The following is a 23,953-nucleotide window of genomic DNA, read 5'->3' as shown; positions in this document are numbered from 1 at the left end:
CCTCTACCCAGACCCCACAACACGCGCTCCGAAACGCCCCCACGCACCCGGCTACCCATGCTCATCTGTGAAGGGCCGGTTAACCCAATCCGAGTCCGCCTTTGCCCTGAGTCGAGTCATCGTCGACAGATGAGACTTTAGATGGGTGATGGTAAGTTCTTGGAACTTGAAGGTTCCAGGGTCCCTTTGTGGTGTTGGGATGCGAAGATTTGAGAGTCAGGGCAAATCACTATTGACAATGGGCCACCATGGAGTCACGGTTTTTACATGACACGTACTGCGCACGTACTGCTCATCGACCAGGTAGCCGACTGGGAAGCCGGTCATCTACTGGCCGAGCTCAACACGGGCCGCTTCATCGGAGAACCATGGAAAGTGGTCAGCGTTGCGGCGTCTGATCAGCCTGTCTCGACCATGGGTGGACTGAGATGGCTGCCCGACATCACGATCGCGGAGCTCGACCCAACCGAAAGTGACCTATTGATCATGCCCGGCGGCGTCGGATGGCAGCCGGGCCAAGAAGAACCTTTCGTCGCCGTTGCAAAACAGTTCCTTAACGCTGGTGTGCCCGTTGCCGCAATCTGCGGAGCCACCGAGGCACTGGCACGCGCCGGCCTGCTCGACAACCGTCCTCACACTGCAGCCGCGAAGGAAGCCCTCGAAGCCACCGGCTACAAGGGCGGCGAGCACTATCTTGATCAACGAGCCGTCGCAGCAGATGGACTCGTAACGGCCGGCCCGCAATCTCCAGTTCAGTTCGCTCGCGCGACTCTCGACATGCTCGGACTTATGTCCGATGAAGTGCTCGAAGCCTACGAAGCTCTATTCCACCGCGGTGATCCGTCAGCATTCCCGGTGCTGATGTCCATTTAAACTCGGAGCGATCCAGCCGCTTCAATCGCAGAGGACCTCATGGCCCAGCACCGCATCTACACCACCAGCTTCGCCAGCGTGTACCCGCACTACGTCACCAAGGCGGAGCGCAAGAACCGCACTAAGGCAGGCGTCGACCAGATCATCTGCTGGCTCACCGGCTACTCCCCCGAGAAGCTCCAGACCCAGCTCGACAACGACGTCGATTTCCAGACCTTCTTCGCCGAAGCCCCGGCCATGAACACGAACCGCGCTCTCATCAAAGGCGTAGTCTGCGGTGTACGAGTTGAAGATGTTGAAGAACCCCTCATGCAGGAAATCCGTTACTTGGACAAGCTCATCGATGAGCTCGCCAAGGGCAAAGCAATGGAGAAGATCCTGCGCAGTTAGCTCAACCTGAATGAAGGGTCCGACCAATGACTACCGACCAGAACTGGCCTCCGATCGTCGACCGCGATACCTGGAACGATGCCCGTGCCGTCTTGCTCCAGCAAGAAAAGCTCTCACCCGTATGAAGGACTCGATCAGCGCGGCTCGTCGGCGAATGCCGATGGTCGAGGTCAGGTCCGACTACGCCTTCGAAGGACCGGAAGGCACTGTCACCCTGCTCGATCTGTTCGACGGACGCCCTCAGCTCATCGTGCAGCACTTCATGTTCGGTCCGGACTGGAAGGAAGGGTGTGATGGTTGCTCGATGATGGCCGAGCACATCGGTCCCTTGTCCCACCTGCACGCGCGACGGACGTCGTTCGTCCTCACGTCTCGCGCTCCCCTGGATCGACTGTTGACCTTCCGTGACCGCATGGGATGGGACCTGCCGTGGCACTCGACCGTTGGAGATCAGTTCAATCTCGATTTCGGAGCCACCGTCGACAACGAGGAACGACAAGCGATCAGCGTGTTTCTCCGGAAGGGTGACCGCATCTTCCACACCTGGTCCACCCAGGCGCGCGGCGAGGAGTCCTTCATGCAGGTGTTCGACCTACTGGACCTCACCCCTTATGGACGCCAGGAAGACTGGGAAAACTCGCCAGCCGGCACCCCGCAGGACCCGACCTATTCGTGGATGCGGCTCAGCGACAGTTACTGATCCCGGAAGCGTTCGAGCTGCCCAATCTACCTCTCAACGCCGCCTGCCAGCACTACACTCGGAACACGCCTGGGCCCCGGAAGGACCGCAGCATGGTTCCCACATCGCGCACCACATCCACCGCCATTCTCTTGAACGGTTTACTCCTTCTGACCTCCTGCGGCGATAACAGCGACCAGCCGCCCCAGCCCGCCACCAGCGAAACGCCCGCTGCGGCGTCGTCGCTGGGTGAACCGGAGACCGTGGCCGAGAATCTGGACGCGCCCTGGTCTATCGCCTTCTACAACGGCACTCCCCTGGTCAGTGAGCGCGATTCGGCCCGAATCCTCGAGCTCGACGACGCCGGCCAAGCTCGCGAGGTCACGGTGGTCGAGGACGCCGCACCGCGCGGCGAGGGCGGCCTGCTGGGCCTGGCCGTCCATGAGAACCACCTCTATGCGTACTTCACGGCCGAGAACGAGAACCGCATCGAGCGATTCAGCATCTCCGGAGAACCGGGCGGCATCACGCTCGGGGATGCCGAAACAATCCTGGACGGCATCCCCGCGGGTAGCACCCACAACGGCGGGCGCCTCGCCTTCGGCCCGGACAACATGCTTTACGCAACGGCAGGAGATGCCGGCAATCGCGAGGACGCTCAGGACCGAGAATCACTGTCCGGAAAGATCCTGCGACTGACCCCGGAGGGTGAGGTACCGGAGGACAATCCGTTCCCCGATTCCCCGGTCTACAGCTACGGGCACCGCAACCCGCAGGGGCTGGCTTGGGCGCAGGGCGGCACGATGTACGCCAGCGAGTTCGGTCAGAACACGTGGGACGAGCTCAACGTGATCGAATCCGGCGGCAACTACGGCTGGCCGGAGGTCGAAGGCATGGGCGACAACGATGAGTACATCAACCCCGTCCAACAGTGGGAACCGTCAGAGGCAAGCCCCAGCGGGATAGCCATCCTGGGCAACTCTCTCTTCATGGCCAATCTGCGCGGCGCACGGCTCCACGAGATTCCGCGGGAGAACACATCCCACTCCGTGTCGCATCTAATCGACGAGTACGGGCGGCTCCGAGATGTCACCGTTGCCCCGGACAGTTCCCTGTGGGTGATGACCAATAACACGGACGGGCGTGGCAATCCCGCACCGGAGGATGACCGGATCCTGAGCTTCACCCCACCTACCGAGCAGTCCTCGGGAGAGGAATCGCCCGGAAGCTGACTTCGCCCGGCACACGCACCTCGGGTCCGCGGACCCTTATGTGACGAACGGTTGCGGAAACCTTGGATCACGCCCCCGCAACGGCCAAGCTGGATTCAAGAAAGAACGCCATGGAAGGCCCGTCATGACCTCATCCGCCATTCGCCCCGCAACCCACCAGGTGCCGCCGCTCAGCGGTACGAAGCCGCTCGGCACCCTGCGTGCGCGGCTCCGCGAGTTCTTCACGGCATCCAGGTTCACCGCGCAACGCGCTGCCCAGGACCAGCCGCAATTGGCCGCGGTCGATCACCTGCGTGTGGCGGACACCGGTTCCTGGGTCTGAACCACCAACCGCGTGCGGTCCAGCGGCTCAATGCCATCAGGCCAACAGGTCCGCAAACTTCCCGATTGCCTGTTCACCCATGAGCTCTCCGGGCAACAACGGCAACTCCGTGCTGGGTAGTGCTTTCAGCTCGGATGTCATCAACTCCAGAGCCGAGGCCTCCAGCTCCCGGCGCCCCGCGAGGAACTCCCCCGCATCCGCCGGCGAGCGCCTGTTGACCACCAGCCCACCCACGTTCACTCCGGCGGTTTTCAACTGATCGTAGAGCTGCGCTGATTCCAGCACCGGCATGCGCTCAGCATTGAGCACGATCACGAACGAAACTAGAGAAGGATCACGCAGAGTGTCCCTCAGCACGGTGAACCGCTCTTGACGGCGCATCAGAATCCGGCGGATCTTCAAGTCTCGTTCGATCAGGGGGTCCTGTTTATTGCTCTCCACCAGGTGATCCCGGTTGGCGTCGTGCTCGAGTCCACGCACTGCCGCGGCGAACTTCTCGGACTTCTGCCGGTTCCGCAGCAACCCCTCGACCCAGGAGTTCATGATCTCCGGCAGTGCCATCAACCGCGCAGTGTGCCCTGACGGCGCCGTATCGAACACCACCAGGTCGAAATCGCGCAGTCCAAGGACCAGAAGGTCCGCGATCCGTTCCAGGATCGCGGCCTCATGTGTTCCCGGGGCCTGCCGGGACAGTTCCAAATGCCGAGACACCTCCCCGCGCAGGTTCTCCGGCATCACCGAGTAGAGGGTCTCCCCCACGGCAGCCAGGTGTTCCTCCACGGTGGCCTCCGGGTCGATCTCCGTGCCGTAGAGGTTCTCCCGCAGCTCCACGATGTCCGAACCAATGGACCGCTGCCACAGGTGCCCCAGGTTGTGCGCCGGGTCGGTGGACACGATCAGAACGCGACGGCCGGCGCGGGCGGCCGCGAGCGCCGTCGTCGAGGCTACGGAGGTCTTACCCACGCCACCTTTGCCACCGAAGAACAAGGCACGGCGGGATTGCGCAAGGTTCAACAGCATGAGATCTCGTTCAACGGTGAGCGTTCCATGCCCATACGTGTGTGCCATTCATGGAAGTTTTCGTAAACCACGGGGAGCAGCTCCAGGGTGTAGTAGCTCGCGGGATTGGGGAGTCCGAGCGCTTCGGACAACACGAGCATCATGAACAAGTCGTCCTGATCGCGCTTGGCGCGTTGGAAGGAGCGCCGGTAGGGGGCTGCATAAAAATCCTGCAGCCCGGCCGAAAACCGGCGCCCCAACTCAGCCAACCGGGACCGCCCCGGCCGTTCCTCCCCACGCGAGGGAGGAACGGAACCGGGGCGGGCGGCGTCGTGCGAGTTATCGGCGCTGGGCACCGCTGTGCTCCTCGGCCAACTGGGGATCGTCCGTGAGGTCCGGTCCTTCCTTGCGGGCCTTGCCGATTGCCATCGCGGATTCGAAGATCACCCAGATGGAGGCCACCAGGATGATGATGTCCAGCACCACGAGCAGCCAGTTGCCGGCCGCGTAGAACTGGCCCAGCTGCACGATGAGCGCGTAGACAGTCATGACCAGCACGAAGACCAGCGGGATCACCACCGGGAGGATCGTGCGGCGCAGGCGCACAAGCATCACGGTGATGATGGCCAGGGTGAGCGCGGCCATCAGCTGGTTGGTGGTACCGAACAGCGGCCAGATCACCATGCCGCCCGCACCGGAACCGGTGATGTCAGCGCCGAACGCCAGGCCCATGCCGCACACCAGCACGATGATCGTGGCGACCACGGTGTTGACCTTGAACTTCATGAGGCCGCCGATTTCCTCGACCACGTATCGCTGCAGACGCACGCCGGTGTCCATGGTGGTTGCGGCGAACAGCACGGCCATGGTTGCGAGCACGGTTGCCGAGAGGGACTCGGGCAGGCCGATTCCGCTGTTTAGAATCGAACCACCGGCTTGCACGAAGGCGACGACGCCGCCCTGGTTGAACGCGGAGTAGGTCTCCTCCCAGCTCGCGAGCGATTCGAAGCCGGCGGTCACGGCGATGATCGTACCGAGTGCCAGCAAGCCTTCGCCCACAGCACCGAAGTAGCCGACGAATCGAGCGTCGGTTTCCTTGTCCAACTGCTTGGAGGAAGTGCCCGAGGCGACCATGCCGTGGAAGCCGGAGATCGCACCACAGGCAATGGTCACGAACAGCAGGGGAACGATGCTCGGGGTGTCCGGCGGAAGGTTGTTGTTGTAGGCCGGCGCCACGATGGTGGGGTTGGACAGCAAGATCGCTCCGTAGAGCAGTCCCAGACCGATGAACAGCTGCAGACCGTTGATGTAGTCACGCGGCTGCAGCAGCATCCACACCGGCAGCAGGGACGCAATGCCCGCGTACACGAAGAGAATCAGGACCCAGAACGCCCCGGCGGACATGCCCATGATGGTGTCCGGCAGCGAGATGGGGAAACGATCGCCCACCAGGATCAGTGCGTACAGCGCTACGACTCCCACGATCGAAACGACCACCAGGTTCCACTTGAACTTGTAGATCGCCTGACCGATGAGCAGCGCCACCACAATGGCGCCCCACACCGGGATCACGGAGGTCGGCTGGCTTACCAGCAGATTGGAGATCACCGTGGCGAAGGCCGCGTTGACCATCAGCAGGAGCAGGAAGATCACGACCAGGAACAGGTTGCGACCACGGTTACCGATGTAGCGACCGGACAGCGTGCCGATCGACTGCCCCTTGTTCCGGATGGAGGCCCAAAGGGCACCCAGGTCATGCATACCCGCGAAAAACACGGTGCCGAGCGTGACCCAGAGGAAGGCCGGAGCCCAGCCCCAGATCACGGCCACGGCCGGACCGACAATGGGTGCCGCACCGGCCACGGAGGTGAAGTGGTGACCCCACAACACGTACTTATTGGTTGGGACAAAGTCCACTCCGTCCTGGAACTCATGGGCGGGAGTGACATTGGCGTCGTTGAGGCGGTAAAGCTTCCCGCCAATGAACTTGGAGTACAAAAGGTACCCGGCAAGGATGATGGCTAAGCCGATCAGTGTCAGAACTATGGAGTTCATCTCAGCAAGCCCTTCTGCAGGGACCTGATTCGCACGAACGGCGCTGTCCCGGCTGTCGTGTGTTTGATGGGGAAGATGTGCCGGGCCGCAGGATCGAGCGGCTTACGCAATCCCCCATAGTCTAAACACCTGTGAGGTGCCTAACACATTGGTGCAGGCTCGCTGGTGTGTCGTCATCACTAGAGGCCCACGCGCCTGCCGTTACCGTGGACCCATGAAAATCCTCGTGACCGGGTTCGAGCCCTTCGGCCAAGACACCGAGAACGCCAGCGGCGCGGTGGTAGAGAGGCTGCGTGGCTTCGAGTGGGACCCGGGGCTCGAGGTCGTCACCAGCATCCTCCCGGTCACCTGGTCCGGTTCGGCCCCCGCCTTTCTGCGGGCTATCGAAACGCACCACCCCGACGCCGTTCTCGCAGTTGGTGAGGCCGGCGGCCGCGCCCTAGTAACACCCGAGCGTCGCGCCAGGAACATTGGTCACGGTCGCATTCCCGATAACGACGGTGCCCCGCGGCCTGCCGCGCCCCTGGACGAGGGCCCCGAATTCCTCGAGTCCCGCATCGACCCCGCATCACTGGTGGCAGCGATCAGATCCGTGAGCGTACCCGCCGAGGTTTCTGACGATGCCGGGGCTTTCCTGTGCAATGCGGTATATCGGGCATTGCTGCACGAAACCAACCTGCCCGGAACGTTCATCCACGTTCCGGCCGTCCGATCGCAAGGATCCGCCACGGTGGGCCGTGAAACGGACCCGGACGCGGCGTCGTCGTCGTCAACGATTTTGACGATCGATCAGCTGACGGACGCGGTGGCCGCCAGTGTCAAAGCGGTGGCAGAACTCCTCAGGCCCGCTGTCTGACATGCTCGCCGCCGGCGGCAGGCTCGGCATCGTCCGTGGGGGTCGACCCCGAAGGATCGGGTTTCTGCGGCAGGTAGTCCTTCTTCCGGGATGAGATCAACGCGTTGATCCACCGTGCGTTCGGATCCGCATCCACGAGCAGTGCCTTGAGAAACAGCGTGGCCGGCAGGGCCACAAGGGCGCCGAGCCAGCCGAGAATCATGTACCAGAACATCAGCGACAAGAAGGACATGGTGGGCGTGACACCCACTGACTCACCAGTGAACTTGGGTTGAATCACCGACTGCACGGTGAAATTCAGCACGCTGTAGGCGGTGACCACGGCGAGCATCGCGACCCAGCCGTCGTCGAGCAGGGCCAGGATGGCCGGCGGAATCATCCCCAGAACCAGGCCGATGTTCGGAATGTAATTGGTGATGAAGGCCAGGATCCCCCAGACCCAGATGAGCTGCACACCAATGATCTGAAGCGCCAGCACGTCCAGGAGCGCCACGATCAGGCCGAACACAGTTGTCACCACCCAGTAACGACGAACCCCTTGAGCGAAGTCGACCATGGCACCGGCAACGTGCGGTCGATCCTCGGCCAACCGGGTGAGCCGGCGCCCCGTGGTCGCGGAATCCATGCTCAAGAAGAACACGCCCATGACCAGCGTGGCCAGCAGCCCCATGATGGCGGAGACGTTACTGAGGATCGGGGTTATCAGGCTCATGATGTTCCCGGCGGTCACACCCTGAAGGCTGGATTCCACCATCTCCGTAGAAATGCCCAGGGAGGCCAAAGCACCGATGGACTCATCGATCAATCGGGCAAATTCGTCCTGATAATGCGGCAGCTCGTTGACCAGCTCGGCCACGGACCACGCACCCATCGCGGTGAATAAGGTGAGCACCCCGAGCACCACCATGAGGGCTATCGCGGCCGCCGCGATGCGCGGCATCCTCGCCGAGAGCCATCGCTGCAGCGGGTACACCACTATCAGGAGATTCAGCCCCAGGAAGATCGGTGCAACGATGTCCTGCGCACCCTGCAGCCCGGCCAACAAGATCAGCAGCCCGGCAATCCCCACCGTGATGGCCAGGAACCGTGGCACGTGCACTGAATTGACGGGTGCGTTGACGGGCGCTGGTGTTTCATCGGGTGGTTGCAGTTCCGAGGGGTCTTCCTCGTCGGCACGAAGTACTTCACTCGTCGACAAGTCATGCGCTTCGACGCCGTCTCCTGAGCCAGGATTTTCGACGCCGCCAGCAAGCTCGCCCGATTCCCCGTCCTCACCTAGCGCTCGCCCTTCCTTCAAGGACATGGCGGCATCCTCGGATGGTCGATGACTCCTTGAGCCCATGCAGCAATCCCTCACTCATCCACGCGTAGACAATCTGCTGCAGTCTAGGAATCGAGTGCATCGCCCAGATGAACTTCACACAACGTTGGGGACAACGCGGTCCCTGATGGCCAGACATTCGGGGCACTTCGTGACCACCGCGTAACCGTCCGGGCCGGGTCCGTTACGTAGTGAGCAGGCTCATACTCGCTCATCGGCATGTCTACTCGTTAGTCATTTCCCGCCTGACTAGCGGAGACAGAAATACTCCCCAACTGTCACTCCGGCCTTAATCAAATCGTTAGGTATTCCGATTGCAAATCATCGATTAGGGCCGTTACGTTTAAGACACAAATGAACCAGCAGGGGGACGCTGGAGATCCACTAATTCGCGCGACAGCATGACGCGCTGCCCGTACGGTCGGGGGACCTGATCGGGCAATTTCATGACACCAGACTGCCGCCTTTTCCAGTGCGCAGTTTTGCGCCCCCTGCGTTACATGGTTCGCAAATGGGGGAGCTTTTCGATGGACCGTCTTCTAAAAAAAGATTCGTCACAAACACCTGAAAAAATAGTAGAAATAGCGTCTGACCGGGCTGTTTACCCTGTCGAGACACCGCCGGAACCACGCACACTCGTTGACATCGTGCTGGACACCGTTGCCCAGTACCCGGATGCCATTGCTCTCGAAGACGAGCACGAGCGCGTGCCCTACGGCGAGCTGGAAGCCCGCATCGAAACGCACGTCCAGCGCCTGTGGGATATCGGCGTGGGACGCGGCGACCGCGTGGGTATTCGTGTCCCTTCCGGTGGCGCAGACCTCTATGTCGCCATCCTTGCCACGCTGTTCGCGGGGGCCGCTTACGTCCCGGTCGATTGGGACGACCCGGACGAGCGCGCCAACACCGTCTGGGAAGAAGCCGGCGTGGCCGCGATCTTCGGTCGCAACCTGGAACTCACCCGCATGGAGAGCATCGAAACCACGGGTGATACCGAGCAGCCTCGCACCCAGGACGACGCCTGGATCATCTTCACCTCCGGTTCCACCGGCAAGCCCAAGGGCGTAGCGATCACCCACCGCTCCGCCGCGGCCCTTGTGGACGCTGAAGCGAAAATGTACCTGCAGAAGCGACCCATGGGACCGGGCGACCGTGTCATGGCGGGCCTGTCCGTGGCCTTCGACGCATCCTGCGAAGAAATGTGGCTCGCCTGGCGTTACGGCGCCACGCTGGTACCGGCCCCGCGCGACGTCGTTCGGTCCGGTCCCGATCTTGGCCGCTGGATCATCAACCACCGCATCACTGCGGTCTCCACGGTGCCCACCCTGGCATCGCTGTGGCCGAGTGAGGCCCTGGACACCGTACGTCTGTTGATCTTCGGCGGTGAAGCATGTCCGCTGGAACTCACTCAGCGCTTGGTCCGCCCGGGACGTGAAGTCTGGAACACCTACGGCCCGACCGAGGCCACCGTGATCGGTTCGGGTGCCATCCTGACCGGTGACGCACCAATTCGCATCGGGCTGCCCGTGCCCGGCTGGCAGTTGGCCGTGGTTGATACCGAAGGCCAGCCCGTGGCCTGGGGCGAGACCGGCGAACTGATCATCGGCGGCGTCGGCCTGGGCCGCTACCTGGACCCCGCCAAGGATGCCGAAAAGTACGCCTCGCTGCCTTCTCTGGGCTGGGAACGCGCCTACCGCACCGGCGACATGGTCAAGGCGGACAAAGAAGGTCTCGTCTTCGCGGGCCGCGTGGATGACCAGGTCAAGGTCTCCGGACGCCGAATGGAACTCGGCGAGATCGACGATTACATGAGCTCGGTCCCCGGCGTTCGCGTGGGTGCCTGCGCTGTGCATCCCACCCCTGGCGGCGACAACATCATCGCCGGTTACCTGGTCCCTGAGTTCGAAGGCTCGGTTGATCTGGTCGCCGTGCGCGCCTGGCTCTCGGAGCGACTCCCGGGCCAAATGGTGCCCGCACTGTGCACCATGGACGAACTCCCGCTCAAGACTTCGGGCAAGGTGGACCGCAAGGCACTGCCCTGGCCAATGCCCACCGACGACCTCGATCAGACGCCCTCACTGGACCGCGACCTCGAATGGCTCGCGGAGCTGTGGGCCGACCAGCTCGGTCCCCTGCCTTTCACCGAGGACAGTGACTTCTTCGCCATGGGCGGTAGCTCGGTGGGCGTGGCCCGACTCGTTTCGGCACTGCGCCAATCCCACCCTGACACCGAAATCGCCCGCATTTACGCGGACCCCACCCTGCGGGGTATGGCCAACTACTTGGAGACGCTCGAGGCGTCCCAGGATTCCAAGCGTGAACCCGCGCCATTGCCCTCTTGGACCGGCTTGGTCCAAGGCGGTTTCCTCGTGGGTCTGAACATCGTCAATGGTTTGCGCTACGTGGTGGGTTCACTCATCGTCGTGTGGATCCTCGCGGTGGTTGTCGGCGCCGGTTGGGTACCCACTCCTCCGTTGCTGCCGCTGATCATTGGCTGGCTCGTGATGTTCTCCTTGCCAGGTCGCGTGCTGCTGGGCTCCGTCGCCGTGAGACTGCTGACTGCAGGGCTCAAACCCGGTCATTATCCGCGTGGCAAGTGGACTCATTTGCGGGTCTGGGCCGCCGAGCGTCTCGTGGTGTTCAACAAGTACGAGGTTCTTCTGGGCACGCCCATGGCCCGGACTCTCCACCGTCTCTTCGGCAACAAGGTGGGCCGCGGTGCACACCTTCACCATATGCCGCCCGTCACCGGTCTTGTCTCCATCGGAGACAACGCCACCGTGGAATTCGAGGCGGATCTGGCCGGCTATTGGCTCGACGGCGACACCTTGCATGTCGGCGCCATTGAGATCGGCGCGAATTCACGAGTGGGTACCCGCACGCTCGTGGACCCCGGGTCCCGTGTGGGCGAAGGGGCAGAGGTACTGCCGGGCTCGCACGTGACCGGCACGGTTCCGAACGACGAGCTGTGGGGCGGCTCCCCCATGTACCATCGCGGTGCCGCCTCGCAGACCTGGCCCGACATCGCTCCGGAGGCCGTATCTGGCCTTCCCACCTGGGGCAGGGTCAAGTCTCACCTGGCCTACTCCGGGGGCGCGGCCATCATTGGCCTGTTGCCGTTCTTGGCAATCATCCCGGGCACACTCCTGATCCTGCCGCAGGTGATCGGAATCGAGTTCTATGAACTGGTTTTCCCGGTCCTCGCGCTGTGGGTGCCGGTCTTCGTCATTATCACCGCTGCAGTGTGGCTGTTGCTCGTGGTGGGTTGCGTGCGCCTGGTCGCGGGCATGATCACCCCCGGTTACTTCCCACAGAACGGTCCCGTGGGCTGGGCCACCTGGCTCACCGAAACCCTCATGCAGCGCACGCTGATCTCGACCTACCCGATTTACGCGTCCTGCATCACCCCCTTGTTCCTGCGCTTGCTGGGCGCACGCGTGGGGCGCTCGGTCGAAATCTCCACAGCAGAGACCATTCCGCACCTCACGTCCCTCAAGGACGGTTCCTTCCTGGCCGACCACTCGCTCGTTGCCTCGCACCGGGCAGGATTCGGCTGGGTGCACCTGGGTACTTCCGTGATCGGGGAACGCACGTTCGTGGGTAACTCAGCGATCGTGGGACCGGACCGTGACCTTCCCGCAGACGCCTTGGTGGCTGTGTTGAGTTCCGCTCCCCACAAGGCCCCCGTGGGTTCGTCGTGGCTTGGCCGCCGTGCTCAACCCATTGCCCGCGCCCACACGGAAGCCGACGAGTCGGCAACCTTCCGTCCGCCCCGCCGTCTTCAGGCGGCACGTGGATTCGTGGAGGCGTTCCGCATGGTCCCGGCCATGGTGTCCGCGTGGATCGACCTGATGATCGTGTACGCGCTGACCAGCATCTACATGGCCCACGGCATGGGCATGCAGGGTCTGCTCTACACCGCACTGTGGTCCGGCGCGGTCCTGTTGGCCGCCAGCACGTTGGCGTGCTTGGTCCCCGTGATCGTCAAGTGGGCCCTCATGGGTCGCTTCCGCACCGGCGAGCGCCCGCTGTTCAGCTCGTTCGTGTGGCGCAACGAGTTGGCGGATGTCTTTGCCGAGTCCCTGGCCGTGCCGTCATTGATCCGACTCAGTGTGGGATCCCCGTTGTTCAACGCTTGGGCCCGCCTCATGGGTGCACGAGTGCAACGGGGTGTCTGGTGCGAAACCTGGTGGCTGCCCGAGTTCGACCTGGTCACCCTGGAAGAGGGTGTGTCCGTCAACCGCGGCACCGTGTTGCAGACCCACTTGTTCCACGACCGCATCATGCGCTTGGAACCGGTCACGATGCGCCGCGGCTCCACGTTGGGTCCCAACAGCTTCGTGCTGCCCGGTGCCACGATCGAAGAACGTTCAACCGTCGGCCCCGGTTCGCTGGTCATGCGCCAGGAAACCGTACCCGCCAACGGCAACTGGGGCGGAAACCCCATCCGACATCTCGAACCCGGGGACCAGGCCATCAGTGCCCAGGTTGTTCCCGGACCGCCGGTTGCGGGACATGATCTTCCCATCCTGTCCACCGCACCCATCACGACACCACAGGCCGTCTCGGCGGCAACGCCCGAGGAGGCCACCCGATGAACGAACAAGCAGTGGAGGAAATACCCGAAGGGTACCTGGCTCCCGGCGAGCGGCCCCGCCCCGGACAGCGCCCGCAGCGGGAGGTGTGGACCGGTGACTCCGACAACGGCCGCACGTCCACGACCGAGGCCCAGCACTGGAGCGAAAATGCTCCGGTGATCACCGCCCCGCCGCGCGCCACCGCACCCTCGCCTCGGCAAGCCGCGGCGACACGCAACGTGGCCAGCACGGACGGGCGACGCACCAAGCGACGCATCATGGGGGTCGACGTCGCTCGAGGCTTTGCGCTTCTCGGCATGATCGCGGTCCACACCTTGCCCGCCTCCGTGGGCACCACCGATCAGCCCTCGTTGACGTGGGTGCTGTTCGGCGGCCATTCCGCCGCCTTATTCGCCGTCTTGGCGGGTGTCAGCCTGGCATTCCTCACGGGTGGTAGGAACCCACGTAAGGGCATCGACGCGCGTCGCGCTCGCGTGGGCATCGCTGTGCGCGCACTGATGTTGTTCGCCCTCGGGTTACTCCTCAACACCTTGGACTTTCCGGCGTACAACATCCTGATCTACTACGGCCTGATGTTCCTGCTGGCCATTCCCTTCACCATCATGTCCGTGCGCTGGCTACTAACGAGCGCCGCGCTCTTCATGATCTTCGCCCCGATGCTCATGCAGTTCTCCCTGACGGTTCTGCCCGGACACGTGCACGACAACGCCAACCTCGTGGACTTGGTGTCGGAGCCCGGTACGGTCCTGGCCGAGCTATTCCTCACCGGAACTTATCCCGCATTGCCGTGGATGGCATTCATCTGCCTGGGCATGGCGCTGGGGCGGTTGCCCCTGTCCCGTGATCGGACCCAGATTCTGATGGTGATCTTCGGAGCGGTGATCGCGGCCGTGGCGAAGGGCCTGTCCATGTTGATGCTGCTTCGCTTCGATGTACGCGAAGCATTGGTCGCGGCCACCCCGTGGCTGACCAACAAGGAGGTCATGACCATTCAGAATTACGGTCCAGACCCCGAGCTTCCGACCACTACCATGAGCTGGTTGCTGATCTCCGGTCCGCACACCAATACGCCCTTCGCCATCGCGGTGAGCGCGGGATTGGCCATGGTGGCCTTGGGAATCTTCCTGTTGATCTGCCGGTGGATCGGTCGTTTCTTGGCCCCCCTGGGTGCCATGGGATCCATGACCCTGACCATCTACAGTGCGCACCTGGTGTTCCTGGCGTTCGTGCCCATCAGCGAAACCCCGATGTTCTGGTTGATCGTCCAGATCGCGGTGGCCGCACTGGTGGCCACGGCGTGGCAGCACGCGATGGGTTCGGGCCCCCTGGAACGGTTGGTCACCAAGGCGTCCCGCGCTGCGGGCCGCAAGTTGGTGCCCAACGGTCAGGTCGGTCCCCGGCGCTGATGCGATAGCCACTTCCGCCGGTAGACCATGAACCGGCGACAATGACTGAAGCCTCGAGCGAATCGATCGCTCGGGACTTCAGTCATTGCTCAGACGGCTACAACATTCCCACGAGAACGCAGGCTATGCGTGGCGTTTGTTTCACATTGTGGTCAGTCGTTCGACGTGGTCCCGTTCAGCGTGGGACCCGGCGCCAAGCGAATGGGGCCGCGAGCAGCAGCGATGTCTACCGTTTCGCCCTTTTGCTGCCCGATCACCTGCCCCTGGTCCACGAGCCCCGCGGCAACGTCGCGCACCAACGGCATGAGGTCCCGCCAGTCGTCCCCGCCAATCGCACGTGCGGTCTCGGAAGGGCAGATCGTTTTGCCGTTGCGTTGACGCAGCAGATCACGGATGGATGCGGCGGCCCGGTCTCGGAGATCCGGCGTCTCGGTGGTCTCGGCAGTTTCGGGACTCCTGGGTATTGCTGCGCCCGGTTCAGTACCGCTCTCGCTCATCATGTGGGGATGTCCTCCGCGCTAGTCGACCAGCTGCATGGTGCGGATGAGCCGCTCGTGGCGTTTCATGCCAGCGGCAACCACCTGCGGGAAGCGCGCGTACCAGCCGAGGTGCTCCGCGGCGACGTCGGCCTCTGAAACCTTTTCGCCGCCGATGATCCAGTGCTCGCGCGGACCGCCCTCGAGCTCCTCGGGGCGATACCCCAGCGCATCCAGTGTGGACTCGTAAATCGGTGCGCGGATGCCGCCGAGCAATACGCGCCCCGGGTCCTTGACCTCGCCCGCTCGGCCCAGGTCGTCGAGAATCGCCCGGGCCACACCCATCAGCACCTGATTGCTCGGGTGGTTGATCACGTGCGCGGCGTTGGGGCCAGCGGCTTCGAACAACGACGCCGCGTCCACCGTCCCGTGTGCCTCCTGCCGGGTTCGCAACTGGCGCAGTGATTCGTCCCGGGAAGAGCGAACAGCCTCCGGGGACACAGGCTCCAGGCGCACGGATTTCTGTCCTTGAGCGGCTGCGACCAGCACTCGGAGGTCGTGGTACGGCGCGATGGGCGGGTCCGTGACGCCGGCTGCCCGCACGATCGCCAGCGTGGGCATGAGCGCAGTCCACCGCATCACGGGGTACTTCACGGCGCTAGCATCCGCAGGGGTCAGAGCGAGAATTTCATCCGATCCCAGGGGCAATCCGCGATACCCGGAGGCGACGGGCTGGGTCGCCACAAAGCTGCAACGGTTCAGTAATCGAGTGAGATGCGGCAGGTCTTCGGCCAGCAACTCGTGAACCGGTGGAACCCGCACACCGTGCCAGCGACCCTCCCCCGCCCCGTGCAGGAGCACGCGCAGGGACTCGGCCTGGCAATTGCCGTGCACCATGAAGATCGGGGCATCCGGTAGTTCGGTGAGCCCGTAGAACTCACCGTAGTGCGCTCGGCGACCGGGGTCGTGCGGATCGAATCCCAATGCCTCAGCCATGTGCCACCCGTCCTTCAATACGTTGGTGCGTGTCTGCCGGCCGAGCCGCGTGGCACGCGTCTGATGCGTCCGACTCCCCACGGTTCACCCTACGTGTCTCCCGCAGCTCCAGTAGCCCGGGGGCGCTTTGTTCACCGTGCTCGCACAACACTCCCAGCGGTTCGTCCAGGGTGAGCGGGGCCAGTACATCCACCACGTAGCGGGATCGATCAACGATCTCCGATCTCGGCTCGCCCACCCTGATCCTGGGATCCTGTGCAAGGACAGCCGGTACCGAGTCGCGGTCCACGAACCAGACGCCGGCGTCTGTGTCCCGAAGCAACTGCATCGCCGTCAGGAACGCCTCACCGTCATTCTCGTGACCGCGCACCCGAACCACCATGGCCGGTTGCCCGAAGACCAGACCCCGCCCGCGGGTGCTCGGCAGTGGAATGCGACGGGCCAGTGCCATGGTCTCGGCGTCCTTGACGTCCCGAGTGTCGGGCCGACCACCCAAGTCAGGGCCATCGTGCCACGCGACTGCCCCCGCAACGTGAGCGAAGCGCGCGCCCGCTTGCCAGCACCGGTAGGCGAGGTCCCAGTCCTCTCCCCCGTAGCCGGTCAGTGTTTCGTCGAATCCGCCCACTCGTTCGAAGAGCTCACGGTCCACGCCCATGAGCGCGCTGATGATGAGTCGGAAATCCTCGACTCCGGCCTCTGCCAGGTCGTTCGTGCGGGCGTAGCCGTCCGAAAGCCAGGCCGGGTCCGTGAGTCGACGAGCGCCGTCGGCATGTCCGAGAGCCAGCCACTGGTCGATCTGGGCCGGCGTGCATGCGGAGACGTCCACGTGCTGGCGGGCACCCACGGCCAGGACGCCGTGACCGTCATCGTGGCGTTCGAGACCCGCGAGCATTGCGGTGAGGAATCCGGGTTCGGGCATCATGTCCCCGTCGAGGAATACGAGCCGGGGTGCCCGCGCGAGCGCCGCGCCCTTGTTGCGCGCCGCGGCCGCACGGAATCCCAGGTTTTCCTGCCGGGTGACGGTGATCGAGTACGACGTCGCTCGGGCCGCGGGTGCCTCGGCCGACCCGTCGTCGCTGACGATCACCTCGAACTCGTGCGGCGGAAGATCTTGCCGATCCAGCGCACGAAGCAGCCGGTCCAGTCCGAGCTGGTTCTCGTAGTAGGGCACGATCACGCTGACGCGCGGGGCGTTCTCCTGGCGCGAGGCGTCGATGGTGCGGGCACCCGGGATCACGGTGTCACCGGCGATTCCGAGGGCGCCCCAGGCTTCGCCGGTCGAACTTCCGCGGAGGTCGTTGATCGCGCGTTGGACGGCCCATGGGGCTGGAGGTTCGGGTCAGCAGCTGACAGTCGGGACCACTGGGTACGGGCGGCGTCAGCGGTAGAGGGGACGTCGGAATCGTTCCAGTCCCGTGCGTCGATCCACGTGGAAGCGGGATTCCCGAGTGCGGTGTTCAAGGCCGACGGGAGGTCATCGGTGAGGGTCAACGCCCAGGGCGCCCGATCACGGAGCTCTTCGAAGAACGGGTGCCGGGTGACGATCGGCCGGCGGCCGCTGGCGATCCAGCGCCCCACCGATCCCGATGCGGAGACGTGCTCCGGCGCGACCACCGGGACCGTGACCGAGCGTGCCGCCGCGGTGAGCTGCTCCTCGGCGAGAAAGCCGGTGACATGGAAGCGTCGACCCTGCACGCGCGCACGTTCCTCGAACTCGGCCACGAGGTCCTGGTGACCGTCCGACGGCCGACCCAGCGCGGCGACGTCGGCGGAGTGATCACTGGATGCCAAGGCGGACAACACCCGCGCATGTCCCTTGCCCGGGTAGATGAACCCGAGAAGTCCCACGGTGGGGGTGTTCACGAACCCGAGGGGACCGCTGACTGCCTCGAGGACGGGGGCACGGTCGATGGGCAACGGGTCTACGTGCACGGGGGTATCCGTGGGCAGACCCGAATGCCTGATCAGAAGGTCACGTTCGTACTCGCTACTCACGATCACCGTGCACGCTGCTTCGACCACGCGAGCATAACCGGCACAACGGGCCATGAAGGCGTGGCCGTCGGAGGGTTGCGGGATGTCGTGAAGGGTGACCGATACGGGACGGTGAGCCGCGATCCGTTCGACGGTCCCGGCGGCGTCGTGCGCGGTGTGGCCGAAGATGCGGTCCGTGAAATGAAAGTGCACCGGCCCTTCGTCGGCCAGCAGGCGCGGCAGGATCTCGGTGATCTCACCCTCGATGCGCTCGGCGTGTGGAGTGTGATGGGCCAGGGCACTCGCGTGCATTCTGACCCCGTGTTGTGACGGTCCGACGAGAGCCAGGGTGGTTATTTTCACCCGTGAAACTCTACCGGACCGCCCAGCACCCAACCCCGTCGATCCTGGCCCGCGACTCACGGGAGAGCGAGCCGGAAGACCTTACGCCACGCCTCGAAAACCTGCTTCGGCAACGGACCGGAGGTGTAGGGAATGCCGTACTCCTCGCAGATCGCCTTGACCCGCGGAGCGATCTCGGCCATGCGGTTGGACGGCAGATCAGGGAACAAGTGGTGCTCGATCTGGAACGACAGGTTGCCGGTCATGAAGTGCATGAACTTGGAACCGTCGATGTTCGCCGAACCCATGGCCTGGCGCAAATACCAGTGACCGCGGGACTCGTTCTCGATGTCCTCTTCCGTGAAGGTCTCGGCACCGTCCGGGAAGTGACCGCAGAAGATCACGGCGTGGGCCCACAGGTTACGGATCACGTTGGCGGCCACGTAACCCTTGATCGAGGACTTGGCCGAGCCGGTCAGCGAGGCCAACAGCGGCGACAGGACGAAATCCTTGGCGCTCTGCCGACCGAACTTCTTCAGAACCCGCTTGAGGTCCTTGAGCATGGCCTCCTTGGGCTTGGTGCCCTCCAAGTACTGGTCGAACTCGACATCGTAAATCGCGATGCCCCACTCGAACATGGGTGCCAGGCCAGCGTTGATCACCGGGTTGAGCAGATTGGCCGGGCGCCACGGCTGCGAAGGATCCATGCGCAGAACGTTGTACCCCACATCGCGGTCCTTACCGACCACGTTGGTCCAGGTGTGGTGGGTTTCATTGTGGGTTCGCTGCCAGCCCGATGCCGGCGCTACGAAGTCCCATTCCCAGGTGGTGGAGTGGATTTCCATGTCGTTCATCCAGTCCCACTGACCGTGCAGAACGTTATGACCGATCTCCATGTTCTCCAGGATCTTGCCGCCCGCCAGGCAGCCCACCCCCAAGAACCAGAAAGGCTTGTGCTTGGAGAACAACATGGAAGCGCGTCCCACCATTTCCAAGCTGCGCTGGAGCTTGATGACGCGATTGATGTACCGCGCGTCGGAGTCACCGCGCTTGGCCGTGATGTCATCGAGAATGGCGTCGAACTTGACCTCGAGCTCAATGAGTTGTTCCTCAGTGAGATTCAAGGGGTTGGGCGTTGGACGCGAGCGCTCTAATTCAAAGGTGGGTGTCTGCTCTTCCAATGTTGCTGTCATGCGTTGCTCCTTCAGAGGGGTGTGAATGCCTGTCGGCTGAATCTATGGGGTGGGCGGAAATGCGGCAGGGCCGCTAGACGTCCAATTCCACCCAGGGTGCTGGTCGGGTGATGCACGTTTGTACCAGCCCCGGATCGTGTGTCACCTCGCCGGTTCGGATGTCGGACACTTGGCCGTCCGTCATGGGGACCAGGCAACTGCGGCAAATACCGATGCGGCAGCCGTGCGGTAATTGCCGGCCCAAATTCTCGGCCGCTTCCAGGATGGAATCCGCCCCGGTGACCTCGAGCGTTTCCCCGGACTTGGCGAAATACACTTCACCGTTGCCACTCGCGCTGGTGCGCCGGGTGAGGTCAAAGCGCTCCACCCGGGATTCGCCACCGAAGAGGATGGCCATGTCCTGCACCTGGGTCACGAAGGAATCGGGGCCGGACGAGTAGATCTCGCGATCCTGGTAGTCGGGGCACAATCGCGGGATGTCCCCTGTGTCGGAGAAGTCGATGCGACCGTCTTCGCGGCTGAACCGGAAAATGGGTTTCAATCCCGGGAACTGGTCCGCCAGTTCAAGGATCTCGTCGTGGAAGATGCAGTCCTCACGGGATTTGGAGGAGTACAGCAGCACCACATCGTGGTCGGGGCGCCGCGGCATGAGCGTGCGGAGCATGGACATCACCGGGGTGATGCCGGAACCCGCCACGATGAACAGGATGCTCGCGGGAGTTTCCTCCAACACGAACTGACCGGAGGGCTCCTCCAGGTACAGAAGGGTTCCGGGTTCGGCGTCGTGCACCAAGAACGTGGACACCTCACCGTTGGCTTTCACCGTGATGGAGGGATCGTGGCCCTCTGCGGCGCTGATGGAAAAGGGGCGCCACACCCGCTTGCCGTTGAGTGAGACTCCAATGCGTGCCCACTGACCGGCCACGTGGGGAATCCACCCGTCCCCGGCCTTGAAGAAGATGGTGGAGGTGTCCGGTGTTTCACGGGTCACATGGGACACGATTCCCCGGGTGTACCGGGCACTGGTCAGGTTGTTGAACACCTGAAGGAAGTCTTTCGGGTCACGCGGGTACGTGAACTGTGAGACGGCGAATTTCAGGAGTTTTCGAGCGCTCTTGTTCTTCACGCTAGGCCCCCACTTCTTGACTATCGCCAATCATAGAAATCTGGATATCAGGTTGCACTTTCTGCGAACGGGACCGGTACTCACACCGACCTCCGATGCCGGAACCTGTTGACGATCCGCGCGGGTCCTCGGTCTCTACGGATGTCCAGCCACTCGGGATCATGCGTGGCCAGAACATTATTACCGTAACAACCAGGTATGCGTGCCCACACCGAACCTCCTGATTGTTACCTGAACACAACCTTGGGTGTGGGGCCCACGCCAGCAGTTCTTGCACTTGTGCAAGTTTGCACCAGTGCATAATATGTACCGGTGTCAGAAGTGAATGTGTCATTACGTGAGCGTCATCGAGCCCAGACTTCACGCGAAATCCACGAGGCCGCATGGGAGCTGTCCCGCCGAAACGGGTACGGTGCTACCACTGTGGAGGCCATTGCCGAACGTGCGGGCGTCTCCCGTCGAACCTTCTTCAACTACTTCGCGTGCAAGGAAGATGCCGTCCTGGGGCTGAAGCCGGTTCACATTCCGCAGGCAGCCCTGGAGAACTACGAGGACCCCACCACCGGTGATGAGTTCTCCCGAACCGTGCGTCTGTTCATGGCCGTCCTCCGGCACTCCGCCGGATTCAGCGCTACCGGCACAGAACGTAAGGAGTTGCTCGCGGCCAACCCGGACCTCTCGCGAAAGATCGGGCTCCACATCACGGCAGCGGAGTCCTTGGTGGCCTCGACCGTTGCCGGGCATTCCACCGCATCGACCAGTACGCGAGCATCCGAGAGGTCGCAGGCCTACGTTCTGATGGCCGGCTCGGTCCTCAAATACGTCTACCGAAACAACGAAGACCTGACCAGCAATTCTGACCCGAACGTCGTCGACCGTGCCGTGGAGCAGGCCCTGTCCGTCTTCCGATCCGCATTCAAGGAGATTTCATGAGTCACACCACGGCGCCGGCCTCGGGCCGGAGCTCGAGCACGGAAGAGTCAGCACCCCCGCCACGCCTGGTCCTGCTGTTCGGCGCACTGATGATGGTCATGTTGCTCGCGGCGCTGTCCCAGACCATTCTGTCCACCGCGCTGCCCACCATGGTGGGAGAACTCGGCGGAGTGGATCACATGAGTTGGGTCATCACCGCATACATCCTCGCTTCAACCGTCATGATGCCCGTGTACGGGCGGATCTCGGACCTCTTGGGACGCAAGCCCATCCTGCTCGCCGCCGTGGTGCTGTTCATTGCAGGATCCGTGATCGGTGCGGCGGCCCAATCCATGAGCCTGCTCATCGCGGCACGCGTGGTGCAGGGGCTGGGCGGCGGTGGCCTGATGATCCTCTCCCAGGCCGCCATTGCGGATGTGGTGCCCGCCCGCGAGCGCGGCAAGTACATGGGCGTCATGGGTGCCGTCTTCGCGGTGGCCTCCGTGGCCGGCCCGCTGCTCGGAGGCTGGTTGACCGAAGGGCCCGGTTGGCGCTGGGCGTTCATCATCAACATCCCCTTGGGAATTCTGGCTTTCACCGCCGTGGCCGTGTTCCTGCGAATTCCCCGGCCCGAACGCGCCAAATCCTTGAACCTTGATTACCTGGGCATGGTGCTTCTGGCGTCGGCCACCACCACGCTCATCCTGGTTTGCACGTGGGGCGGCCAGCAGTACGACTGGCTCTCCCCACAAATCCTGGGCCTGGCACTGTTCACCGTTCTCGCCGCCGGTGCCTTTGTCGTGACCGAGTCCAAGGTCAAGGATCCGGTGATCCCGCTGTCGCTGTTCGCAGACCGGAACTTCACCCTGACCACTGTGGCCGGCCTAATGGTCGGCATCGTGATGTTCGGTGCCCTCGGATACATGCCGACCTACATCCAGATGGCCAAGGGCGTGGATGCGACCACGGCCGGACTGCTGATGACGCCCATGATGGGCAGCCTCCTGGTCACCTCCGTAATTTCGGGTCAGATCGTCTCCAAGACGGGTCGGTACAAGTTCTTCCCACTCGTCGGCATGGTCATCACCGGACTGGGACTGTGGCTCACGTCCACCATGACCGCGGCCGATCCCATCTGGAAGCTGTGCCTGTTCATCGCCATCTTCGGCGCGGGAATCGGCCTGAGCATGCAGATCCTGGTGCTCATCGTCCAGAATTCCTTCCCCAACCGCGTGGTCGGCACGGCCACGGCGTCGAGCAACTTCTTTCGTCAGGTGGGTGCCACGGTCGGTTCAGCCGTGGTCGGTTCGGTGTTCGTGACCCGTTTGCACGACCTCCTGGCGGAGCGGATGCCACCGGCCGCCGCGAACGCCCCGGTCAGCGCCAACTCCCTGACGCCCGGCGCAGTCCAGGGTTTGCCGGATGCCCTGCGCATCCCGGTAATCGATTCCTACAACGACGCGCTCTTGCCCATCTTCCTGTTCATGGTGCCGTTGACGATCATTGCCCTGGTGCTGCTCTTCTTTGTGGAGGAGAAGCCTCTGGCAACGCAGATCGACCGCGAGGTTTACGCCCCGAAAGACGATGAACCGGCCGCCGACGCCGCCTCCGACGCCAAGCTGCACGGTGCGGATCCGGCTGTTTCCGATCCCTCCTCCGCTACCGTTAAGCCGGAATCGGACCAACGGTCCGTCTCGACCCGTCCCTGAGCAGGAGCATCCCGTGCGCATTCGCATCAACATCACCAGTGTCCTGGTGGACGATCAGGCCAAGGCTCTGGCGTTCTACACCGACAAGCTCGGCTTCGAGCTCAAGCACGACGTTCCCGCCGGTGAGGCCCGTTGGCTCACCCTCACCTCCCCCGGCGATCCCGACGGCGTGGAGCTCCCCCTCGAGCCGGACGCCAATTTCGGTGCTCCCGAGTTCAAATCCACGCTGAAGTCCGCGGGGGTTCCCTACACGCAGTTCCAGGTGGACGACGTGCAGGAGGCGTTCGACGAGCTGCGCGAGAAGGGTGTGGAGTTCACCATGGAACCCACGAACGCTGGTCCGGTGAGCATCGTGGTCCTGGATGACACCTGCGGAAACCTGATTCAGCTCATCAGCGAGAACTAGCGCGCGACCCGCGCAGCGGTAAAACGATCGACGGTACGACCCAGAAAACGAAAGTTCCAGGTCGTACCGTCGATCGTTTTACGGAGAT

General features: G+C 63.3%; 22 protein-coding genes. 12 read left to right on the top strand and 10 right to left on the bottom strand.

From position 1 onward, the window contains the following. The first annotated feature begins 267 nt into the window (after positions 1–267). The 6 genes from EWV37_RS14310 to EWV37_RS14290 all read left to right on the top strand — a co-directional run bounded on the left by EWV37_RS14310 (position 268) and on the right by EWV37_RS14290 (position 3,496). Complete coding sequence (locus EWV37_RS14310; protein ID WP_129702360.1) at positions 268–873, top strand: DJ-1/PfpI family protein; 606 nt, start codon at positions 268–270, stop codon at positions 871–873. 39 nt (positions 874–912) lie between these two features. Then, complete coding sequence (locus EWV37_RS14305) at positions 913–1,263, top strand: DUF2200 domain-containing protein (protein ID WP_129702359.1); 351 nt, start codon at positions 913–915, stop codon at positions 1,261–1,263. Positions 1,264–1,289: 26 nt separating this feature from the next. Beyond that, entirely contained in the window at positions 1,290–1,388 is a 99-nt protein-coding gene (locus EWV37_RS15740) for a DUF899 domain-containing protein (protein ID WP_238663323.1), read from the top strand. Next, positions 1,385–1,963, top strand: a complete 579-nt coding sequence (locus EWV37_RS14300) for a DUF899 domain-containing protein (protein ID WP_202976228.1) — start codon at positions 1,385–1,387, stop codon at positions 1,961–1,963. Before EWV37_RS15740 ends, EWV37_RS14300 begins: the two co-directional genes overlap by 4 nt. Positions 1,964–2,055: 92 nt before the next feature. Next, on the top strand, positions 2,056–3,174 hold the full coding sequence (locus EWV37_RS14295; protein WP_129702358.1) for a PQQ-dependent sugar dehydrogenase: 1,119 nt from the start codon (positions 2,056–2,058) through the stop codon (positions 3,172–3,174). 124 nt (positions 3,175–3,298) lie between these two features. Then, entirely contained in the window at positions 3,299–3,496 is a 198-nt protein-coding gene (locus EWV37_RS14290) for a hypothetical protein (RefSeq protein ID WP_129702357.1), read from the top strand. Positions 3,497–3,532: 36 nt separating this feature from the next. Here the strand turns inward: EWV37_RS14290 and EWV37_RS14285 are convergent, their stop codons facing one another. Genes EWV37_RS14285 through EWV37_RS14275 form a run of 3 tightly spaced genes read right to left on the bottom strand, consistent with a single transcriptional unit; the run spans position 3,533 to position 6,550 of the window. Next, positions 3,533–4,516, bottom strand: a complete 984-nt coding sequence (locus EWV37_RS14285) for an ArsA family ATPase (protein ID WP_129702356.1) — start codon at positions 4,514–4,516, stop codon at positions 3,533–3,535. Then, positions 4,507–4,851, bottom strand: coding sequence for a cory-CC-star protein (locus EWV37_RS14280; protein WP_311198956.1), 345 nt, complete (start codon positions 4,849–4,851; stop codon positions 4,507–4,509). The genes EWV37_RS14285 and EWV37_RS14280 overlap by 10 nt, the downstream gene beginning before the upstream one ends. Further along, complete coding sequence (locus tag EWV37_RS14275; protein ID WP_129702355.1) at positions 4,835–6,550, bottom strand: carbon starvation CstA family protein; 1,716 nt, start codon at positions 6,548–6,550, stop codon at positions 4,835–4,837. The genes EWV37_RS14280 and EWV37_RS14275 overlap by 17 nt, the downstream gene beginning before the upstream one ends. Positions 6,551–6,764: 214 nt before the next feature. On the opposite strand from EWV37_RS14275, the gene EWV37_RS14270 reads away from it, so the two are divergent. Continuing rightward, positions 6,765–7,406 carry a pyroglutamyl-peptidase I gene (locus EWV37_RS14270; protein ID WP_129702354.1) on the top strand — a complete coding sequence of 214 codons (642 nt, stop codon included), beginning with the start codon at positions 6,765–6,767 and terminating at the stop codon, positions 7,404–7,406. Here EWV37_RS14270 and EWV37_RS14265 read toward each other — a convergent pair. Then, positions 7,390–8,709 carry an AI-2E family transporter gene (locus EWV37_RS14265; RefSeq protein ID WP_165189457.1) on the bottom strand — a complete coding sequence of 440 codons (1,320 nt, stop codon included), beginning with the start codon at positions 8,707–8,709 and terminating at the stop codon, positions 7,390–7,392. The two genes, EWV37_RS14270 and EWV37_RS14265, sit on opposite strands and share 17 nt — an antisense overlap. 665 nt (positions 8,710–9,374) lie before the next feature. On the opposite strand from EWV37_RS14265, the gene EWV37_RS14260 reads away from it, so the two are divergent. Together EWV37_RS14260 and EWV37_RS14255 are read left to right on the top strand one after the other, a co-directional pair. Further along, positions 9,375–13,325 (top strand): Pls/PosA family non-ribosomal peptide synthetase, encoded by a 3,951-nt coding sequence (locus tag EWV37_RS14260; protein WP_238663321.1) that lies wholly within the window; start codon positions 9,375–9,377, stop codon positions 13,323–13,325. Further along, positions 13,322–14,731: a heparan-alpha-glucosaminide N-acetyltransferase domain-containing protein gene (locus EWV37_RS14255; RefSeq protein WP_129702351.1), complete on the top strand. Its 1,410-nt coding sequence runs from the start codon at positions 13,322–13,324 to the stop codon at positions 14,729–14,731. Before EWV37_RS14260 ends, EWV37_RS14255 begins: the two co-directional genes overlap by 4 nt. 152 nt (positions 14,732–14,883) lie before the next feature. Here EWV37_RS14255 and EWV37_RS14250 read toward each other — a convergent pair whose 3' ends face one another. The 6 genes from EWV37_RS14250 to EWV37_RS14225 form a co-directional block, all read right to left on the bottom strand. Beyond that, positions 14,884–15,231 carry a DUF3253 domain-containing protein gene (locus EWV37_RS14250; protein ID WP_129702350.1) on the bottom strand — a complete coding sequence of 116 codons (348 nt, stop codon included), beginning with the start codon at positions 15,229–15,231 and terminating at the stop codon, positions 14,884–14,886. 18 nt (positions 15,232–15,249) lie between these two features. After that, the gene (locus tag EWV37_RS14245) at positions 15,250–16,203 is read right to left on the bottom strand and encodes a WcbI family polysaccharide biosynthesis putative acetyltransferase (RefSeq protein ID WP_129702349.1); all 954 of its coding nucleotides are present in this window, start codon (positions 16,201–16,203) and stop codon (positions 15,250–15,252) included. Then, positions 16,196–17,440: a glycosyltransferase family 2 protein gene (locus EWV37_RS14240; protein ID WP_238663319.1), complete on the bottom strand. Its 1,245-nt coding sequence runs from the start codon at positions 17,438–17,440 to the stop codon at positions 16,196–16,198. The genes EWV37_RS14245 and EWV37_RS14240 overlap by 8 nt, the downstream gene beginning before the upstream one ends. Next, on the bottom strand, positions 17,437–18,489 hold the full coding sequence (locus EWV37_RS14235) for a glycosyltransferase family protein (RefSeq protein ID WP_238663317.1): 1,053 nt from the start codon (positions 18,487–18,489) through the stop codon (positions 17,437–17,439). Before EWV37_RS14235 ends, EWV37_RS14240 begins: the two co-directional genes overlap by 4 nt. 107 nt (positions 18,490–18,596) lie before the next feature. Further along, a complete protein-coding gene (locus EWV37_RS14230; protein ID WP_129702347.1) occupies positions 18,597–19,712 on the bottom strand; it encodes a fatty acid desaturase family protein in 1,116 nt (371 codons plus the stop codon). A 73-nt stretch (positions 19,713–19,785) separates the two neighbouring features. Continuing rightward, positions 19,786–20,838, bottom strand: coding sequence for a flavin reductase family protein (locus tag EWV37_RS14225; RefSeq protein WP_129702346.1), 1,053 nt, complete (start codon positions 20,836–20,838; stop codon positions 19,786–19,788). Positions 20,839–21,150: 312 nt separating this feature from the next. On the opposite strand from EWV37_RS14225, the gene EWV37_RS14220 reads away from it, so the two are divergent. The 3 genes from EWV37_RS14220 to EWV37_RS14210 are packed head-to-tail and all read left to right on the top strand — an operon-like array spanning position 21,151 to position 23,865. Further along, entirely contained in the window at positions 21,151–21,771 is a 621-nt protein-coding gene (locus EWV37_RS14220; protein WP_129702345.1) for a TetR/AcrR family transcriptional regulator, read from the top strand. Beyond that, positions 21,768–23,459 (top strand): MDR family MFS transporter, encoded by a 1,692-nt coding sequence (locus EWV37_RS14215; RefSeq protein WP_129702344.1) that lies wholly within the window; start codon positions 21,768–21,770, stop codon positions 23,457–23,459. The genes EWV37_RS14220 and EWV37_RS14215 overlap by 4 nt, the downstream gene beginning before the upstream one ends. Positions 23,460–23,472: 13 nt before the next feature. Next, positions 23,473–23,865 (top strand): VOC family protein, encoded by a 393-nt coding sequence (locus tag EWV37_RS14210; protein WP_129702343.1) that lies wholly within the window; start codon positions 23,473–23,475, stop codon positions 23,863–23,865. The last annotated feature ends 88 nt before the right edge of the window (positions 23,866–23,953 follow it).

It is taken from the genome of Kocuria carniphila (assembly GCF_004136555.1).
Lineage (GTDB): Bacteria > Actinomycetota > Actinomycetes > Actinomycetales > Micrococcaceae > Kocuria > Kocuria carniphila.
This window is presented reverse-complemented; position numbering and strand designations above follow the sequence as displayed.

What these genes read in the sequence shown, in the direction of transcription:
- EWV37_RS14310 (WP_129702360.1), top strand. Translation starts at nt 268, where the DNA reads ATGACACGTACTGCGCACGTACTGCTCATCGACCAGGTAGCCGACTGG.
- EWV37_RS14305 (WP_129702359.1), top strand. Translation starts at nt 913, where the DNA reads ATGGCCCAGCACCGCATCTACACCACCAGCTTCGCCAGCGTGTACCCG.
- EWV37_RS15740 (WP_238663323.1), top strand. Translation starts at nt 1,290, where the DNA reads ATGACTACCGACCAGAACTGGCCTCCGATCGTCGACCGCGATACCTGG.
- EWV37_RS14300 (WP_202976228.1), top strand. Translation starts at nt 1,385, where the DNA reads ATGAAGGACTCGATCAGCGCGGCTCGTCGGCGAATGCCGATGGTCGAG.
- EWV37_RS14295 (WP_129702358.1), top strand. Translation starts at nt 2,056, where the DNA reads ATGGTTCCCACATCGCGCACCACATCCACCGCCATTCTCTTGAACGGT.
- EWV37_RS14290 (WP_129702357.1), top strand. Translation starts at nt 3,299, where the DNA reads ATGACCTCATCCGCCATTCGCCCCGCAACCCACCAGGTGCCGCCGCTC.
- EWV37_RS14285 (WP_129702356.1), bottom strand. Translation starts at nt 4,516, where the DNA reads ATGCTGTTGAACCTTGCGCAATCCCGCCGTGCCTTGTTCTTCGGTGGC.
- EWV37_RS14275 (WP_129702355.1), bottom strand. Translation starts at nt 6,550, where the DNA reads ATGAACTCCATAGTTCTGACACTGATCGGCTTAGCCATCATCCTTGCC.
- EWV37_RS14270 (WP_129702354.1), top strand. Translation starts at nt 6,765, where the DNA reads ATGAAAATCCTCGTGACCGGGTTCGAGCCCTTCGGCCAAGACACCGAG.
- EWV37_RS14265 (WP_165189457.1), bottom strand. Translation starts at nt 8,709, where the DNA reads ATGTCCTTGAAGGAAGGGCGAGCGCTAGGTGAGGACGGGGAATCGGGC.
- EWV37_RS14255 (WP_129702351.1), top strand. Translation starts at nt 13,322, where the DNA reads ATGAACGAACAAGCAGTGGAGGAAATACCCGAAGGGTACCTGGCTCCC.
- EWV37_RS14250 (WP_129702350.1), bottom strand. Translation starts at nt 15,231, where the DNA reads ATGATGAGCGAGAGCGGTACTGAACCGGGCGCAGCAATACCCAGGAGT.
- EWV37_RS14245 (WP_129702349.1), bottom strand. Translation starts at nt 16,203, where the DNA reads ATGGCTGAGGCATTGGGATTCGATCCGCACGACCCCGGTCGCCGAGCG.
- EWV37_RS14235 (WP_238663317.1), bottom strand. Translation starts at nt 18,489, where the DNA reads ATGCACGCGAGTGCCCTGGCCCATCACACTCCACACGCCGAGCGCATC.
- EWV37_RS14230 (WP_129702347.1), bottom strand. Translation starts at nt 19,712, where the DNA reads ATGACAGCAACATTGGAAGAGCAGACACCCACCTTTGAATTAGAGCGC.
- EWV37_RS14215 (WP_129702344.1), top strand. Translation starts at nt 21,768, where the DNA reads ATGAGTCACACCACGGCGCCGGCCTCGGGCCGGAGCTCGAGCACGGAA.